Annotated in this window: 10 protein-coding genes and 1 pseudogene; 2 read left to right on the plus strand and 9 right to left on the minus strand. The window is 63.0% G+C overall.

What is annotated here, in order from left to right; all coding sequences use genetic code 11:
* Positions 1-1885, plus strand: a pseudogene (locus tag IFT80_RS20975) (hypothetical protein); the annotation flags it as partial.
* 295 nt (positions 1886-2180) lie between these two features.
* Here the strand turns inward: IFT80_RS20975 and IFT80_RS20980 are convergent.
* From IFT80_RS20980 to glnE, 9 genes are all read right to left on the minus strand, one after another.
* Positions 2181-3170 (minus strand): PAAR domain-containing protein, encoded by a 990-nt coding sequence (locus IFT80_RS20980; RefSeq protein ID WP_192138287.1) that lies wholly within the window; start codon positions 3168-3170, stop codon positions 2181-2183.
* Between the two features lie 143 nt (positions 3171-3313).
* On the minus strand, positions 3314-4753 hold the full coding sequence (locus tag IFT80_RS20985) for a lipopolysaccharide kinase InaA family protein (RefSeq protein ID WP_192138289.1): 1440 nt from the start codon (positions 4751-4753) through the stop codon (positions 3314-3316).
* Complete coding sequence (locus IFT80_RS20990; protein WP_185794790.1) at positions 4753-5505, minus strand: lipopolysaccharide kinase InaA family protein; 753 nt, start codon at positions 5503-5505, stop codon at positions 4753-4755. Before IFT80_RS20990 ends, IFT80_RS20985 begins: the two co-directional genes overlap by 1 nt.
* A complete protein-coding gene (locus IFT80_RS20995) occupies positions 5502-6236 on the minus strand; it encodes a lipopolysaccharide kinase InaA family protein (protein WP_192059539.1) in 735 nt (244 codons plus the stop codon). The genes IFT80_RS20990 and IFT80_RS20995 overlap by 4 nt, the downstream gene beginning before the upstream one ends.
* Positions 6236-7042: a lipopolysaccharide core heptose(I) kinase RfaP gene (gene rfaP / locus IFT80_RS21000; RefSeq protein ID WP_192138291.1), complete on the minus strand. Its 807-nt coding sequence runs from the start codon at positions 7040-7042 to the stop codon at positions 6236-6238. The genes IFT80_RS20995 and rfaP overlap by 1 nt, the downstream gene beginning before the upstream one ends.
* Positions 7039-8160: a glycosyltransferase family 4 protein gene (locus IFT80_RS21005; protein WP_122479758.1), complete on the minus strand. Its 1122-nt coding sequence runs from the start codon at positions 8158-8160 to the stop codon at positions 7039-7041. Before IFT80_RS21005 ends, rfaP begins: the two co-directional genes overlap by 4 nt.
* Positions 8160-9224 carry a lipopolysaccharide heptosyltransferase I gene (gene waaC, locus IFT80_RS21010; protein ID WP_192138293.1) on the minus strand — a complete coding sequence of 355 codons (1065 nt, stop codon included), beginning with the start codon at positions 9222-9224 and terminating at the stop codon, positions 8160-8162. The genes IFT80_RS21005 and waaC overlap by 1 nt, the downstream gene beginning before the upstream one ends.
* Before the next feature lies 1 nt (position 9225).
* Complete coding sequence (gene waaF, locus IFT80_RS21015) at positions 9226-10275, minus strand: lipopolysaccharide heptosyltransferase II (protein WP_192138294.1); 1050 nt, start codon at positions 10273-10275, stop codon at positions 9226-9228.
* Between the two features lie 212 nt (positions 10276-10487).
* Positions 10488-13496, minus strand: a complete 3009-nt coding sequence (gene glnE / locus IFT80_RS21020; RefSeq protein WP_192138296.1) for a bifunctional [glutamate--ammonia ligase]-adenylyl-L-tyrosine phosphorylase/[glutamate--ammonia-ligase] adenylyltransferase — start codon at positions 13494-13496, stop codon at positions 10488-10490.
* Between the two features lie 382 nt (positions 13497-13878).
* Between glnE and aceE the strand changes: the two genes are divergently transcribed.
* A complete protein-coding gene (aceE, locus tag IFT80_RS21025) occupies positions 13879-16524 on the plus strand; it encodes a pyruvate dehydrogenase (acetyl-transferring), homodimeric type (RefSeq protein ID WP_122479762.1) in 2646 nt (881 codons plus the stop codon).
* The last annotated feature ends 3 nt before the right edge of the window (positions 16525-16527 follow it).

The following is a 16527-nucleotide window of genomic DNA, read 5'->3' on the forward strand; positions in this document are numbered from 1 at the left end:
CTGGGTGGACAAGACCCGCTACGTGAACCCCAACCTCAATGGCTCGGTCAACGTGTGGTACGAGCTGATTCCCACATCAGGCGCTACCGGTGTTTCCGACAGCGTGCTGATCTCGGTGCAGGATGCCGCGAGTCAGACCTGGCCGGCGCCGCAGATCCACGATCATACCGGCGGGCCGGTCACGTCCTGGAGCCCTGTCAAGCCAGGCACCACACAAGCCAACACGGCCACGTTCGTGCTGCGCGATGCGCGGTTGCAGGTGGCAGATATGGTGGCTCCTCTCTGGCTATTGCCCGATGACAGCAATGTGGGCGTGGAAATGATAGTTGTTACCACGGAGGGAGAGGTTCGGTCTGAAATACCCCTTCCTGTAATGGCCGAGTCTCTGAACAAGACCGTGAAGGTGTCCTACCTACCGATCCTGGCGCATGGGCCAGGGCCTCTGTCCGAGACGTTGAACCTGCAGGTGCTGGCGTTGCCAGTGACGGCGTTGAGCGAGCTGGTCATTCTGGAAGCTGCGAACGGTGGGGCCGGACCCGAGCTTGATTTGTCAGGCGCAACTACTGCTACGCTACGCGTGGGCGTGTGGCCGTTGATAACCGAGGGGCAGCCGATGTGGTTGAGCCTGAGCGGCACCAAAAGCGACGGCTCGCCGTATTCAAAAGTCATCTGGGCAGCGGGAAGCTCGAAGGTCAATGCCTCCTGGGTCATGGATGGTCACTTGTCAACCACCTTGTCCATTGCCGAACTCAAGCAACTCAAGGACGGCAGTGCTCTGACCATTACGTTCAAGGCCGGGCTGGACGGGACGCAGACGGAAGCCAACGCTGTGACGTTCGCGGCGAAGGTTTACACGATGAAGGCCGCCGCCGATATCCGGCCCGTGATCAGCAGCGTGCGGGATTCGTGGAGCGAGATCAGCCCCGGCGGAACCACGTACGACAACAGCGTGACGGTGAGCGGTACGGCCACTGCCAGTCAGCAAGTAGAGCTGTTCGACGGCGCGACGTCAAAGGGTAACGCTTCCGTTGATACGGGGGGGAACTGGAGCGCTCCCCTGTCGGGCCTGGCACTGGGGACGCATTCGATCACGGCGAAAGGGCTTTATGGCAGTGGGTTGGTTTCGGCAGCAAGGGCCTTCAATAAGGCGGCTCAAACGGCACCGGTCATTTCCAGCGTTCGGGATTCAATTGAGGAATTAGCCAATGGCAGCACCACGCCTGACCTGACGGTTTCGATCAGCGGTACCGCCACGCCCAATACGCAAGTGGAAATCTTCGATAACGGAGCCATTTCAAAAGGCGTTGCACAGGTGAACGCCGCAGGAAACTGGACTCATAGCGTGAGTGCCCTTGCAGCAGGCAACCATTCACTCACTGCCAAGGCGCTGTACGGCAGCGGCGAGTCTTCGGTTGCGTGGGGATTTGTCCGGGCAGATGTGCCTGACTGGGTGAAGGAGGACTTCGAGCTTGAGCAGATTCAAGATTTCCAACCTTATACAAATGTTAGATTCCGCTACTTTAGTTCAACTACCAACACTAAAACGTCAATCCGCGGGCCTAGCAATCTATCTGCCCCTTATTTTTCAGGCAAGTATTTCGGTGTGACAGGGCATCCCGAAAACTCCAGCTACTATCCAGTCAACTGGACGTTTACAACTCCAATAAAGAGCATGAATTTTAGTTTGCATCTGAATGGTAGCAATAATCAATGTCAAGTTGAATTCAAAGATAGCTCCGGTGTTATTATGGCAAGATATTACCCATACAGCGCTCTCACTCAGATTGTAAGATCACCAAATGTTCCACGACGAATCGCGTCAATCCGCTTCAATCATAAGGGCGATGCAATAATGATGGATGAGGTTGTGATGAATTACCGATAGCCTTAGGGAAGCTAACACATAACTGTGAGTAGTCAAGAAGAGTCATTTTTTCGAATTCTTGCAGAGCTTCATGAACTACAGTCACCTCGCTACGAGCAGTGAAAGTTTGAAAGTTTGAAAGTTTGAAAGTTTCCACAGGCAAAAGGCCGGGCTACCAACCCCGCTTCCAGTAATAGCGTTAATAGCAGCGAAACCAGCGAGTGGAAGTCCAGAAGTGACGGTTGCCCACTTCTACTTCCACCCTGCTGGCAAACCGGGAGTATGGTTGACACCCTCGCCAACACGCCCCCGACACTCAAGTAGCTTGCAACCCCCCCTCGCGCGCCCTTCCAGCACCCGACCGCAGACCAGAACTGCACCGATGCTCACGCCTGCCCTTGCCCCAGTTTTCCTGCTCGACTGCGAGTACCGCGTTGATCATGGCCTTGGCGGTTACCACGCCTTCGGGGTGGCGCTTGTAAAGGTCCATGCCGATGTTGATGGCCAGACGCTCGGCGATGGCATGGCAGTGGTGCAAGGTGCGGCGCTGTTCCAGCGGTGTTTGTGCATCGATGCCATCGAGCAGCACAGCTGGGCAAAAACCTGCAGCCATGCCCAGATAGCCGTAATGAATACCCGCCCACAACCCGACGTGATACAGGTATCGGCCTTGCTTGTGCCAAGTGGAGTTCTGCAACTGCGCGACCTTGGCCTGGTAGTTCCACTCACGGTTGTCATCCATTTGTCCAACCCACAGGGCAACCGCTTCGTTCTTGCAAGCGTTGGCGACCACTTGTGGATCGCGTGCCCACCAGCGCGCGTGCCAGGGCAGCGCGTTGTAGGTGCGCATGGCCTGGGTGGCATCGTAGCGATTGAGCTGCCTGATCCTGGCGATGGTCGGGTGACGGACGTTGCGGTTGATCTCGCCGGCCATGTAGGTGGTGATCGACAGCAACTGGTCCGGATGGCCGCAGCTCTGCGCCGTCTCCACGAGGGGCATGGCAGCAAGCCGCGGTTTGACCGGGCGCAGGGACTCGTACTGGGTACTGAACGACGACGGGATCAGCAGGGCGTTGCAGGCACAGCTGCTGGTGCTGTCGAGGCTGCCGGCGACACGCCGACCATTGCTCTTGAGCTGCTCGACGCCGCCGACGATGTGGAACTCGCCGGTGCTTTTTCCGCAGGACACGCGATCGCCTTCGCGCGAACGCGGAACGCCGAGCAGGGTGACGCCCCGCTCGCCACCAAGGACCGTGCCACCACACGATGTCTTGTCGCCCAACCGGATGAAGTAGCCCAGTTTCATGTCCAACCCCCCTGCTCTGCCGCTGGCCCACGCAGGGCCGCCAAGCGACAGGAGTTTCCGGGAGTTGTGGAAGTACGTCTGTAGGACCCATCCGACGCAAATGCAGGAAAAGTCCTGAATTCCGTGCGCGACGTACGTTGCGGCTACATTTCTCGGGGCAAACGCTGATCCAGCAGCACACGCAGGGCACTGCCGTCCGGCCAGTTGCGCAGCAACCGTTCACGATCGCGCTGGTGGGCAGGGGCGAAGCTGCTGTCGCTGCCGTGTTGCTGCATGGCGTCGAGGTCGATCAGCGCCCAGCGGCCGTCGTGCCAGAACAGGTTGTGGCCCTTGAGGTCGCCGTGACTGATGCGTTCGCGGATCAGGTCGACGAACAACTGGTCCAGGGCCTGAAGCTGATCCTCGGGAACGTCACCCGTGTCGACATGGGCGGCGAAGGCTTCGATCAGGTCCGGGCCGCCCAGGTGTTCGGTCACCAGGTAGGCTTCGCGACGCAGCCACAGCACGCGCTTTTCCAGCACACCGAGCGGCTTGGGGGTAGCGATGCCGAGAAACAGCAGGCGATTGCCCTCGACCCACGAATGCCAGGCGCGGCTCGGGCGCCAGAAACGCTTGCCCCAGTGCAGCAGGTTCTTGATGTTGTAGCGTTTGATCAGCAGGTCGCGGCCTTGGCTGTGCACGCGGCCGACCGTGGCGGCGCCACCGGTCTTGTAGATATGGCCTTGTTCGAGCAGGGCATTGGCCTGCTCCAGCACTGGCAGGATGACCGCCTCTTCTTCTCGGCGTACGGCGCGCAGGCCAGACGCGCTGTCCTGCACACTGAACAGGCTGCATTCGCGGCCCACTTTGCTCAGATAGTCTTTCAGGCGCCAGGCGCGGACCTTGTCGATCTGCTTTTGCAGGGCTTCCATGGGCAGGCCGTGCTCGCCATTGGCCAGCAGGTAATACACCAGCAGCTCTTCGGTGAAGGGCTCGAGGTGCTTGGGCAATTGGGCGAAGAAAATGCCAAGGTTTTCCAGGACCTTTTGCCGCGACAGGGGCTTGCCGGCCTCTTCGGCCTGGATGCCGGCGCCGTCGATGAGGAACACCTGGCCGTTGTGGCGCAGCAGGTTGTCCAGGTGCAGGTCTTGCTGCCACAGGCCCTTGCCGTGCATCTGGCCGATGACACCGAGGGCTTCGCTGAGCACCACGGTTTGTTCGTCGGCCAGGGGCGGCAGGGTTTCCACACGGGTCCAGTCGTCGGCCAGGCTCTGGGCGTTTTCCAGGTACTCGAACAGCAGCCAGCCGCCCTCGCCTTCCTGCAGGCCGTCGGCGAGCAGTTGTGGGGTGGTGAGGTGTTGGTCGGCCAGCAGGCGCACGCCTTCCAGTTCGCGCTGGAAATGCCGGGCGGCCTTGCTGCCGACCAGCAGTTTGGCGAGCACGGTACGGCCGCGCCAGATACCGGCACCGACGTAGCGCTGGCCGGGCAGCACGCGCAACAGGGTCAGCAGTTGCAGCTCGGCGGGGCCGGCGGCGTCAGCCAGGGTGATGCTCAGGGGCAACGCGGGAGTGCGGCCGGCTTGGGTCAGTTCAGACAGGCGCATCAGCGGCCTTCCTTGTGGTTGCGACGGCGGCTCAAACGTTGAAGCCAGGCATCGACCAGAGGGCTGGTTTCGGGCTGGGCCAAGTACGCGGCGAGCAAAACGCGAATGTCAGCGGCCTGCCAGCGCGGTGCCCGGCGCAGCAAAGGTTCGAGGTCCTTGGCGCGGTCGCGCTGGCCGAACAGCAGCGGGCGAGTCTTTTCCAGGTCGATCAATTGCGCCTGGTAGCCGCTGGCCGTGGCGCGCAGAAAAATATGCTTGGGGTAGAAGCAGCCATGCACCTGCCCCGCCGAATGCAGGATACGCCCCAGCTCGCCGCACGCCACCAGCACCGCGCGACGCTCTTCGGGGGCCAGGGTGGGCCACTGCTGCAGCACCGCTTCGAGGTCGGACCAGCCGTCCAGGGCGCGGGTCATGAGCATGGCACGGGTTTCACCCTGAACCTGGCGCTGACCGTAGAACACCGCCTGCAACGCCGGGATGCCCTGCTTGCGATAGCGGCTGATGTTGCGAAACTCGCGGGCGAAGGTTGGCTCGCCGAAGGGCCGGGCCAGGGTACGGGTCAAATAGTTGCTCTGCCGCTTGAGGTAGAAACCACGGCCTTCCAGGTCCAGCCGATACACGCTGCTCCAGCCGCCACGGCCGGTGTTGGGTTCGTCCACGGCGTCCAGTTGCAGGTTCCACAGTGCATCGAATGTGGCCAGCCCGTGGCGCTCGAGCAAGGCTCGCTCCTCGCTGGCGATGAAGTCGCTCATTCGCGGCCCTCGAAGAATTTGACGATTTTGCGCACGCGCAGCTTGTCCGAGGCATTGAGCTTTTCGCGGCGGCGGTACTGCAGGTAGAAGCGCAGGCGCTGGGTGTTGGACAGTTCGCTCTTGCCCAGTTTGTCCAGGCAGGCGAGGTCCTTGATGATGCGATAGCGCAACATGAAGCTGCGCCAGAAAGCACCATTGGGACAGTCGATGAAGTACAGCACGTCCTTGTCGTCCACCAGCAGGTTGCGCCACTTCAGATCGTTGTGGGTGAAGTGGTTGTCGTGCAACGTGCGCGTGTGCTGTGCCAGCTGCCGGCTGATGTGGTCGACCCAGGTCCGGTTGCGCAACCGCGGATCGTCGCTCAGCGCCAGTTGGTGCAGGTCTTGGGTATTGGGCAGTTCGCGGGTGATCAGCGCCCCGCGGTCATAGCTGGCGCCATTGCGTTCCAAGCCCCAGGCCACCACTTCGGCAGTGGGAATACCCCACTTGGCGAAGCGCTTGAGGTTCTGCCATTCGGCCCTCACCCTTGGCTTGCCCAGGTGTGCGCGCAGGCCCTTGCCGGCACCCACGTAGCGTTTGACGTAATAGTTGACCCCGCCGCGCTGCACGCGAATCACCTCGGACAACGGGTCGCGGGTCAGGCGCTCGCCGGTGAGGGCGAACACGCTGTCCAGGCTGCCGAAGTCGGCTTGCAGGTGCTCGTAGCCCGCTTCCAGGTTCCAGCCCGCCATCAGAGAGCATCCCCGTAGCGCAATTTGCGGTCGTACAATTTGTTCGCCTTGCCGTCGAGCCAGCCGAGCAGTACGGCTTCTTCCTTGAGCACGCGGCGCAGGGGCTGCTGGAAATAGTCGCGCAGGAAGCGCAGCTTGTCGCGGCGCGTCAGGCCAATGTCCAGCGCCGAGAAATACAGCGCGGCGAGGTCCTTGTTGCGCCAGCGGCGGGTGATGCGCGGACGGACCTGGGCACGGTGCAGATCGATCACCGAGAGCTTGAAATCGTCGGCCTTGACCGGCTTGTCGGTGTGCAGCAGAAAGTGGCAGATGTAGCAGTCGCGGTGGTTCACGCCGGCGCGATGCATCATGCCGACCATGCGCGCCACTTCGGCGACCAGTGCGCGCTTGAGCGCCGGTTGCGGCGGCTGCTTGGCCCAATTCAGGCTCAGCACTTCCAGGTCGATGGTAGGCGCCAGCTCTTGGGTGATGATGAACGAATGCTGATCGGCCGGGTTGCTGCCGCGCTCGCCGTAGGCCACCGCCGTCATGCTCGGCACGCCGGCCTCGCGCAGGCGCTGGATGGCCTTCCATTCCTGGCCGGCGCCGAGCACCGGCAGCTTGGCGGTGAGCAGGTTCTTGGCGATCTCCGCCCAGCCGATGCCGCGGTGGATCTTGACGAAATAGCCCTTGCCATCGACTTCGGTGCGCAGCGTGCGACGTGCCTCGAGTTCGCGGAACACTTCGCCTTGCAGCGCTTCGACGGCCACGAATGGATCGCGCCCGGCCCACAGCGTCTTGAACGGCTCGTCGAGCACCAGCTTCATGGTCGCGCCTCCAGGATAACGTCGGCAGCGTGTTCGGGCATGCTGTAGATGTCGGCGCTGTCGGCGAATGCCAGGCCATTGGCCGACCAGGCCGCGCGGGCGCTGTCGTCCTCGAGCATGCGCTGCAGGTAGCGGTTGAGCTCTTCCTGCTCGAAGGGCTCGCTGAGCACCAGCCCGGCGTCGGCCTGGGCGATGTAATGGGCATAGCCGCACACTGCCGAAACCAGCACCGGCAAGCCAGCCACCACCGCTTCGAGCAGCACCGTGCCGGTGTTCTCGTTGTAGGCGGGGTGAATCAGCACATCGGCGCCGAGCAGGAAGCGCGGAATGTCACTGCGGCCCTTGAGGAACTGCACCCGGTCGCCCAGGCCGAGCGCTGCGCCCTGCATCTGGAACAGCTTGGGGTCGTCCTGGCCGATGACCATCAGCCGCACGCGCTTGCGCAGCGCTGCCGGCAAGGCCGCCATGGCCTTGAGGCTGCGGTCCACGCCCTTGGTCTTGAAGCCGGAGCCGATCTGCACCAACAGCAGCTCGTCGTCCTCGAGCATGAATTCGCCACGGAATTCGGCGCGGATCAGCGCCGCGTCCGGCGGCGCGCGACGGTCGTGGGCGATGCCCGGCGGCAGCAGGTGAAAGCGTGCCAGCGGGGTGTCGTAATGCTTGATGAACAGCGGTTGCTGGACCTCGGAAATCATCAGGATTTCAGTTTTCGCATCGCGCCCGAACACCGCGCGCTCGTAGTCGGCGAAATGCTTGTAGCGCCCCCAGTAGCGGTACAGCGAATGGCGCAGGTTCTGTGCCTTGTCTTCGTAGCAGCCGTCGGCCGCGTAGTAGACGTCCAGGCCGGGCATCTTGTTGAAGCCGATCAGGCGATCGACCGGGCGTTTGGCCAGGTCGGCCTGCATCCAGCTCAGCAGTTTCTCGTTGCGCCGATGGTTGAAGAACGCCTTGACCGGCGCGACGTGCACCTCGAAACCTTCGGGCACCTCGCCTTCCCAGATCAGCGTGTAGACGCGGATGCCGTGGCCACGGCGCTGGCACTCCAGGGCAATGCGCATGAAATCGCGCTGCAAGCCACCAAAGGGAAAATACTTGTAGAGCACGAATGCCAGTTGCATCAGCGAAGATCCTCGGCCAGTAACACGGTGCTCAGTCGGCTTGCCACGCGCTCGGGGTCGAGCCGGGTGAAACACAGCGGCCACTCGCGTTTGAGATCGAACCGACGCTGGTCATCCGGCGTCGGCTGGTAGGTACAGGTTTTCTGCATGCACGGCGCGCAGGGTGGGAAATCGCTGGCCAGGTGGATCTGGCCACGACCGTAGGCGCCGGTCAGGCCAACGTTGGTCGGGCCGAACAGGGAGATGGTCGGCACGTCGAGGGCGGCGGCCAGGTGGCCAAGGCCAGTGTCGACCGCCACGCAGGCGCGGGCTTCGGCCAAGGTCTGCGCCATCCCGGCCAGGTTCAACCGAGGCAGCACCACACAGTTCTTGAGGCCTGCGGCAATGCGTTGCGCGCGTTCGCGTTCGCTGTCGCTGCCCCATGGCAATCGCACCTGGATGTGGGCATGTCCCAAGCGTTCGGCCAGCTCGCGCCAGTAGGCTTCCGGCCAGTGCTTGGTGTCCCAGGTGGTGCCGTGCAGAAACACCACGAACGCCGGGCCGGGAATCAGGTCGCGCCACTGCAGGCGATTGAGGCCGTAGTCGCCGGTGCCTTTGGGCAGGTCATAGCCCAGTGCCAGGGCGAACAGCTGGCGCACGCGTTCGACCGCGTGCTGGCCGCGCGCGACGGCCAAACGCCGATGATAGAAACGACTGGCCAGGCCTTCGCGGGCCGAACCCTTGTCGAGCCCGGCCACCGGGGCCTTGACCAGACGCGTCAGCCAGGCGCTCTTGAGCAGCCCCTGGGCGTCGATCACCAAGTCATAGCGGTTGGCGCGCAGACGCTGGCGCAGTAGCTTGAATTCGCCGCTCTTGTAGGCCTGCCAAAGGTTCTTGCGCCAGCGGCGGATGGCCACTGGAATGACCGTGTCCACGGCCGGATGCCATTTCGGGATTTCGGCGAAGCCCTCCTCCACCACCCAGTCGAAACGGATGCCCGGCAAGGCGCGGGACGCGTCGGTCAGCGCTGGAAGGGTATGAATGACGTCGCCCATGGACGAGGTCTTGATCAGCAGTACCCGCAATTCATTCCGCCTTGACTGTCAGTTCGACCGTGGCCGGCCCTTCTACCTGCTGCAACGCATCGGCAACCCGCTGGGGTTCCAGCAGGCGCAGGCAATTGTAGTGGCCGAAGCGGCAGGTGCGGTCGAAACACGGGCTGCAATCCAGGCCCAGGCGCACCACCTCGACCTTTTCTGCCAGGGGGGGCGTGAAACCTGGCGAGGTCGAGCCGTACACGGCCACCAGCGGCCGGTTGAGCGCGGCGGCCACGTGCATCAGGCCCGAATCGTTGGACACCACGGCGTCGGCGCACGACATCAGGTCGATGGCCTCGGCCAGCGCGGTTTCACCGGACAGGTTGTAGGCTTCCTCGCGCAGGCCGGGAATCAGCCGCTCGCGGATCGCCTCGCCCACCGGGAAGTCTTTCTTGGAGCCGAACAGCCAGACCTGCCAGCCTTCACGGATCTTGATTTCGGCCACTTCGGCATAGTGCTCGGACGGCCAGCGCTTGGCTTCGCCGAACTCGGCGCCGGGGCACAGGGCGAGCACCGGGCGATCCAGGGCCAGGCCGAACTTGGCCAGTGCAGCGTCGCGGCTGGCCGGGTCGATACGCAGTTCGGGGCGTGGATAGGGTTGCGGCAACAGGGCGCCGGGCTCGAAGGCCAGGGCCATGAAGCGCTCGATCATCAACGGGTAGCGTTGCTTGTCCAGGGTGCGCACGTCGTTGAGCAGGCCGTAGCGAAATTCGCCGCGCCAGCCGGTGCGCTTGGGGATGCCGGCGAAGAACGGCACCAGCGCCGATTTCAACGAGTTGGGCAGCAGGATGGCCTGATCGTAATGACTCTTGAGGCTTTTACCGATGCGCCGGCGCGTGGCCAGCTCGAGCGCGCCGTGGCCGAGCGGAAAGCTCAAGGCCGCACGCACTTCGGGCATGCGCTCCAGAATCGGGCGGCTCCATTCAGGCGCCAGCACGTCGATCAGGCAGTCGGGGTGCCGTTGCTTGAGGCTCTGGAACAGGGTCTGTGCCATTACCATGTCACCGACCCAGCTGGGCCCAATGATCAGAATTCTCATAGTTTTCCAGAACAGTCAGTCGGGTGGTGCAGTGGTGCCAGGGATTTCGGTGCCAGCCTTTTCGCGGCCACGGACCGCTCCTACAGGGATCGGGGTCACCCGTAGGAGCGGTCAGCGGCCGCGAACCAGACGCCGCGCAGTGCCTGAAAAACCGCGGAGCCCTGTTCGCGGCCACTGGCCGCTCCTACGGGGCAAATAGGTGGGTACCGCCTTCAACTCAACCCCAACTCACCCCAGATCCGCATCACCTCGCGCCGTTCGTCGATGAACTGATTGCCCGGGATCACCCCGGCCTGCTTCTGCAGGGCCTGACGATGAGCGGCCGAGCGGTAGGCCTTGTAGGCTTCGCGCAGCAACCCCGCATCGGCGGCGGGCAACAATCCGGCCTCTTCCAGGCCTTCGAGAATGCGAATGTTGTCGGTGTATCGCAGCAGGTCCGGGTGCATGCCCGACCACGCCAGAGCCGCGTATTGCACCATAAATTCGATATCGACGATACCACCGGCGTCTTGCTTGACGTCAAAGCGCTGGCCAGCTTCGAAGGCATTGGCGCCGCGCCCTGCTGCCGTCTGCCGCGTACCCAGGTTGTCGCGCATCTTCGCGCGCATCTCGCTGACCTCGGCACGCAGCGTATCCAGGTCGCGCGGTTTGGCCAGCACGGCGCCACGCACCTTCTCAAACTCGGCGCCCGTCTGGCGGCAGCCTACCAGCACACGGGCGCGCACCAGCGCCTGGTGCTCCCAGGTCCAGGCCTCGGTCTGCTGGTAGCGCGAAAACGCCGCCACCGAGCTGACCAGCAGCCCCGCCGCACCGGAGGGACGCAGACGCATGTCGACGTCGTACAGCTGGCCGGAGTTGGTCTGTGCAGTCAGCAGGTGAATGATGCGCTGGCCCAGGCGGGTGAAGAACTGGGCGCTGTCGATCGGCTTGGCACCGTCGGTTTCCAGGCTCGGGTCGCCATCGTGGATGAACACCAGGTCCAGGTCCGAGCCATGGCCCAGCTCGATGCCGCCGACCTTGCCATAGCCGACGATGACGAAGGCCGGATCACAGTCACTGCCGTCGGCCCGCTTGGGCACGCCATGGCGCGCCACGGTCTGGTGCCAGGCCAGGGCCAGCACCTGCGCAAGAATCGCTTCGGCCAGCCAGGTCAGGTAATCGCTGACCTTCATCAGCGGCAAGGCGCCGGCGATCTCCGAAGCGGCCACGCGCAGGTTGTGCGCCAGCTTGAAATGCCGCAGCGCTTCCATCTGCTGCTCCAGGTCGTCCTCGGGGATGCGCGTGAGCCGTTCGCGCAACTCGGCGGCCAGCTCCGGTGCCAACGGCGGGTTGAACAGCCGTGCCTCGTTGAGCAGTTCGTCGAGCAGCAACGGGAAACGCGCAATCTGTTCGGCGATCCATGGGCTGGCGGCGCACAGGGTCAGCAGGCGACGCAAGGCATCGGGGTTCTCCGTCAGCAGTACCAGGTACGCCGAGCGCCGCGCCACGGCTTCCACCAGCGGCAGCACCCGTTCCAGAATCAGGTCCGGGTCGGCGTGCTCCACCGCCTGAGCCAGCAGGCGCGGAATGAAGGCGTCCAGGCGCTCGCGGCTCAGGCGCTGCATGGCCCGAAGTTGCGGGCTGCTGCGCAGGTCTTCAAGACGCTTGAGCGCCTGGCGTGCGTCGCTGAAACCGGCTTCCTGCAACTGCCGGCAGGCCGCATCGGCGTCGTGGGTTTCCTCCCACAGCGGCAGCCACTCGCCGCCGATCACCATTGCCTCGCTGTTCTCGGCGTCTTCGTCCGGGTCGGCGATCACCTGCGCGAAGTGCCAGGCGGTGCGGCCGCGCCAGTGCATCAGGCGCGCGTGAAAAGCCGGCCAGTCGGCGAAGCCCATCATGAAGGCGATGCGCGCACGGTCCCGCTCATCGTCGGGCAGCATCTGTGTCTGCCGATCGGCGATGGCCTGGATGGCGTGCTCGGTGTAGCGCAGGAATTCATAGCCCTCGCGCAACTCGTCCACTACCGCAGCAGGCAGATAGCCCTGCCCCTCCAGGGTCGCCAGCACCTTGAGCAAGGGTCGCTGCTGCAGGCTCAGGTCACGTCCGCCGTGGATCAACTGGAACGCCTGGGCGATGAATTCGACTTCACGGATGCCGCCCGAGCCCAGCTTGATGTTGTCGGCCATGCCCTTGCGCCGCACTTCCTGCTGGATCAGTTGCTTCATGGTGCGCAACGCGTCGATGGCGGAGAAATCCAGGTAGCGGCGATAGACGAACGGTCGCAGCATATCGAGCAGTTGCGCACCAGCCTGCTGGTCGCCGGCCACCACCCGCGCCTTGATCATGGCGTAGCGTTCCCAGTCGCGACCCTGGTCCTGATAGTACTGCTCCAGCGCGTTGAAACTGAGCACCAGCGCACCGGACGAGCCGTAGGGGCGCAGGCGCATGTCGACGCGGAAGACGAAACCGTCGACGGTGATCGGATCCAGGGCCTTGATCAGGCGCTGGCCGAGGCGGATGAAAAACTCCTGGTTATCGAGGGGGCGTTTCACCCCTTGGGTTTCGCCGCCTTCGGGGTAACCGAAGATCAGGTCGATGTCGGACGACAGGTTCAGCTCCACTGCCCCCAGCTTGCCCATGCCGAGCACGACCATGTGCTGCTGCTCGCCGCTGCGTCGGCCCATGGGCGTACCGAACTGCTGGCATTGGCGCGGGTACAGCCATTGATAGGCCTGGTCGATGCAGGCGTCGGCCATGTCCGACAGGTCGCGGCAGGTCTGCACCAGGTCGGCGAGGCGGTTGAGGTCGCGCCAGATGATGCGCACCTGCTGCCGCGCGCGCTGGCGGCGCAGGATGCGGGCAAGGTCGTCTTCGCTCTCGGCCTGGGCCACGGCGAGGGCGATCTGCTCGCGCAGTTCACCGGGCCTGAAGGGACGGTCGAGGTCGCCGCTGGCGATGAGGCCGAGCAGCATGGCGGGGTTCTGGATGGCCTGCTGCAGGACGAAGTCGCTGGCGGTGGTGACGCGGTCCCATTGTTGCCAGCGCTTGGTGAGCCAGTTGAGGGGGGTGGTGACTGGGAGGGCCTCTTCGCGGGCAGAGCCCGCTCCCACAGTGTGCGTGGTGCTGCTGAGATCGGCGAACAGGTCCTCAGCCCCCGCCACCGCCGCCTGGAACGACTCGCGATTGCGTGACACCAAAGGCGTGAGAACAGCCGGAATTTCGACCAGCAAAGGCAGGTTCATGGTCTATCCTTGTGCAGCGTGAAGAGCCTGGTAAAGGTCTGTATAGACAGGTTCATCTGTCCCTGATCTGTCGAACAAAGGTGATAAATAGCTGACTTTTCCAATATGTTGGCACAAGTCACTCACGCATGGCCTCAAGATGAATACATTCGATCACAGGTAACGATCCAACCCACAACCGGACAGGGGGCCAAAAGCCTGTATCCTGTGTCTACCCGGCTGCCCACCGCCCGCAGGGGCATGAAAAGGGCAGGGATTTGTAGTAAAACTACAGCTCGCCGGAAAAGCTGCCGGTAATCCAAGAATTCAATATCGTCTGCCCACAAGGCCAGTCGCAAACTCAGGCTTCGATTCTGGAAGCCTTTCCGCCCTGGAGCAAGCCATGCAAGACCTCGATCCCGTCGAAACCCAGGAATGGCTGGATGCCCTGGAGTCGGTCCTCGACAAAGAAGGCGAAGACCGCGCTCACTACCTGATGACCCGCATGGGCGAGTTGGCCACCCGCAGTGGTTCACAACTCCCCTACGCCATCACCACGCCGTACCGCAACACCATCCCCGTCACCCACGAAGCACGCATGCCTGGCGACCTGTTCATGGAACGCCGCATTCGCTCGTTGGTGCGTTGGAACGCATTGGCGATGGTGGTGCGCACCAACCTGCGCGACCCGGATCTGGGCGGCCACATTTCCAGCTTCGCCTCCAGCGCGACCCTGTACGACATCGGCTTCAACTACTTCTTCCAGGCCCCCACCGACGAACACGGTGGCGACCTCATCTACTTCCAGGGCCACGCTTCGCCTGGCGTCTACGCACGCGCCTTCATGGAAGGCCGCATCAGCGAAGACCAGATGAACAACTTCCGCCAGGAAGTGGACGGCAAGGGCCTGTCTTCGTATCCGCACCCTTGGCTGATGCCTGATTTCTGGCAGTTCCCGACCGTTTCCATGGGTCTGGGCCCGATCCAGGCGATCTACCAGGCGCGCTTCATGAAGTACATGGAAGCCCGCGGCTACATCCCTGCCGGCAAGCAGAAGATCTGGTGCTTCATGGGCGACGGCGAGTGCGACGAGCCCGAATCCCTGGGCGCGATCTCCCTGGCAGGCCGCGAGAAGCTGGACAACCTGATCTTCGTCATCAACTGCAACCTGCAGCGCCTCGACGGCCCGGTTCGCGGCAACGCCAAGATCATCCAGGAACTGGAAGGCGTGTTCCGTGGCGGTGGCTGGAACGTCAACAAGGTCGTGTGGGGCCGTTTCTGGGACCCACTGCTGGCCAAGGACGTCGACGGCATCCTGCAGCGTCGCATGGACGAAGTCATCGACGGCGAGTACCAGAACTACAAGGCCAAGGACGGCGCGTTCGTCCGTGAGCACTTCTTCAACTCGCCGGAACTCAAGGCCATGGTCGCCGACCTGTCCGACGACGAGATCTGGAAGCTCAACCGTGGTGGCCACGACCCGTACAAGGTCTATGCAGCCTACCATCAGGCGGTGAACCACAAGGATCAGCCGACCGTCATCCTGGCCAAGACCATCAAGGGTTACGGCACCGGTGCAGGCGAAGCCAAGAACACCGCGCACAACACCAAGAAGGTCGACGTCGACAGCCTGCGCAAATTCCGCGACCGCTTCGACGTCCCCATCAAGGACGACGAGCTGGAAAGCATGCCGTTCTACAAGCCTGAAGAAGGCAGCGCCGAAGCCCGCTACCTGAGCGAGCGCCGCGCCGCACTGGGCGGTTTCGTGCCGCAGCGCCGGGCCAAGAGCTTCAGCATTCCGACGCCACCCCTGGAAACCCTCAAGGCGATCCTGGACGGTTCGGGCGACCGTGAAATTTCCACCACCATGGCGTTCGTGCGGATTCTGTCGCAGCTGGTCAAGGACAAGGAAATCGGTCAGCGTATCGTTCCGATCATCCCGGACGAGGCCCGTACCTTCGGTATGGAAGGCATGTTCCGCCAGCTGGGCATCTACTCCTCCGTCGGTCAGCTGTACGATCCGGTCGACAAGGACCAGGTGATGTTCTACCGCGAGGACAAGAAGGGCCAGATCCTCGAGGAAGGCATCAACGAAGCCGGCGCCATGTCGTCGTTCATCGCCGCCGGTACGTCGTACAGCAACCACAACCAGCCGATGCTGCCGTTCTACATCTTCTATTCGATGTTCGGTTTCCAGCGTATCGGCGACCTGGCCTGGGCCGCTGGCGACAGCCGCACCCGTGGCTTCCTGATCGGCGGCACCGCCGGCCGGACCACCTTGAACGGCGAAGGCCTGCAGCACGAAGACGGCCACAGCCATCTGCTTGCCGCGACCATCCCGAACTGCCGCACCTATGACCCTACCTACGGCTACGAGCTGGCGGTGATCATTCAGGACGGCATGAAGAAGATGACCGAAGAGCAACAGGACATCTTCTACTACATCACCGTGATGAACGAAGCCTACACCCAGCCTGCCATCCCGGCCGGCGCCGAGGAAGGCATCATCAAGGGCATGTACCTGCTCGAGGAAGACACCAAGGAAGCGGCGCACCACGTCCAGTTGCTGGGCTCGGGCACCATCCTGCGTGAAGTCCGCGAAGCGGCGAAGATCCTGCGCGAAGAGTTCAACGTCGGCGCCGACGTGTGGAGCGTCACCAGCTTCAACGAACTGCGCCGCGACGGCCTGGCCGTCGAGCGTTCGAACCGCCTGCACCCCGGGCAGAAGCCGCAGACCACCTACGTCGAAGAGTGCCTGAGCGGTCGCAAGGGTCCGGTCATTGCCTCTACCGACTACATGAAGCTGTTCGCCGAGCAGATTCGTCAGTGGGTTCCTTCCAAGGAATTCAAAGTCCTGGGTACCGATGGCTTCGGTCGCAGCGACAGCCGCAAGAAGCTGCGTCACTTCTTCGAAGTGGACCGCAACTTCGTCGTGCTGGCTGCTCTGGAAGCCTTGGCAGATCGCGGCGATATCGAAGCGAAGGTGGTGGCCGAGGCCATCGTCAAGTTCGGTATCGACCCTGACAAACGCAACCCACTGGACTGCTGAGGA

This window comes from Pseudomonas sp. CFBP 8771, from assembly GCF_014841695.1.
Lineage (GTDB): Bacteria > Pseudomonadota > Gammaproteobacteria > Pseudomonadales > Pseudomonadaceae > Aquipseudomonas > Aquipseudomonas baltica.

Bases quoted from the DNA above. Each gene is read 5' to 3' on its own strand.
- glnE (WP_192138296.1), bottom strand. From the start codon at position 13,496: ATGAACCTGCCTTTGCTGGTCGAAATTCCGGCTGTTCTCACGCCTTTG.
- IFT80_RS20985 (WP_192138289.1), bottom strand. From the start codon at position 4,753: ATGCGCCTGTCTGAACTGACCCAAGCCGGCCGCACTCCCGCGTTGCCC.
- IFT80_RS20990 (WP_185794790.1), bottom strand. From the start codon at position 5,505: ATGAGCGACTTCATCGCCAGCGAGGAGCGAGCCTTGCTCGAGCGCCAC.
- IFT80_RS21005 (WP_122479758.1), bottom strand. From the start codon at position 8,160: ATGCAACTGGCATTCGTGCTCTACAAGTATTTTCCCTTTGGTGGCTTG.
- aceE (WP_122479762.1), top strand. From the start codon at position 13,879: ATGCAAGACCTCGATCCCGTCGAAACCCAGGAATGGCTGGATGCCCTG.
- rfaP (WP_192138291.1), bottom strand. From the start codon at position 7,042: ATGAAGCTGGTGCTCGACGAGCCGTTCAAGACGCTGTGGGCCGGGCGC.
- IFT80_RS20995 (WP_192059539.1), bottom strand. From the start codon at position 6,236: ATGGCGGGCTGGAACCTGGAAGCGGGCTACGAGCACCTGCAAGCCGAC.
- IFT80_RS20980 (WP_192138287.1), bottom strand. From the start codon at position 3,170: ATGAAACTGGGCTACTTCATCCGGTTGGGCGACAAGACATCGTGTGGT.
- waaF (WP_192138294.1), bottom strand. From the start codon at position 10,275: ATGAGAATTCTGATCATTGGGCCCAGCTGGGTCGGTGACATGGTAATG.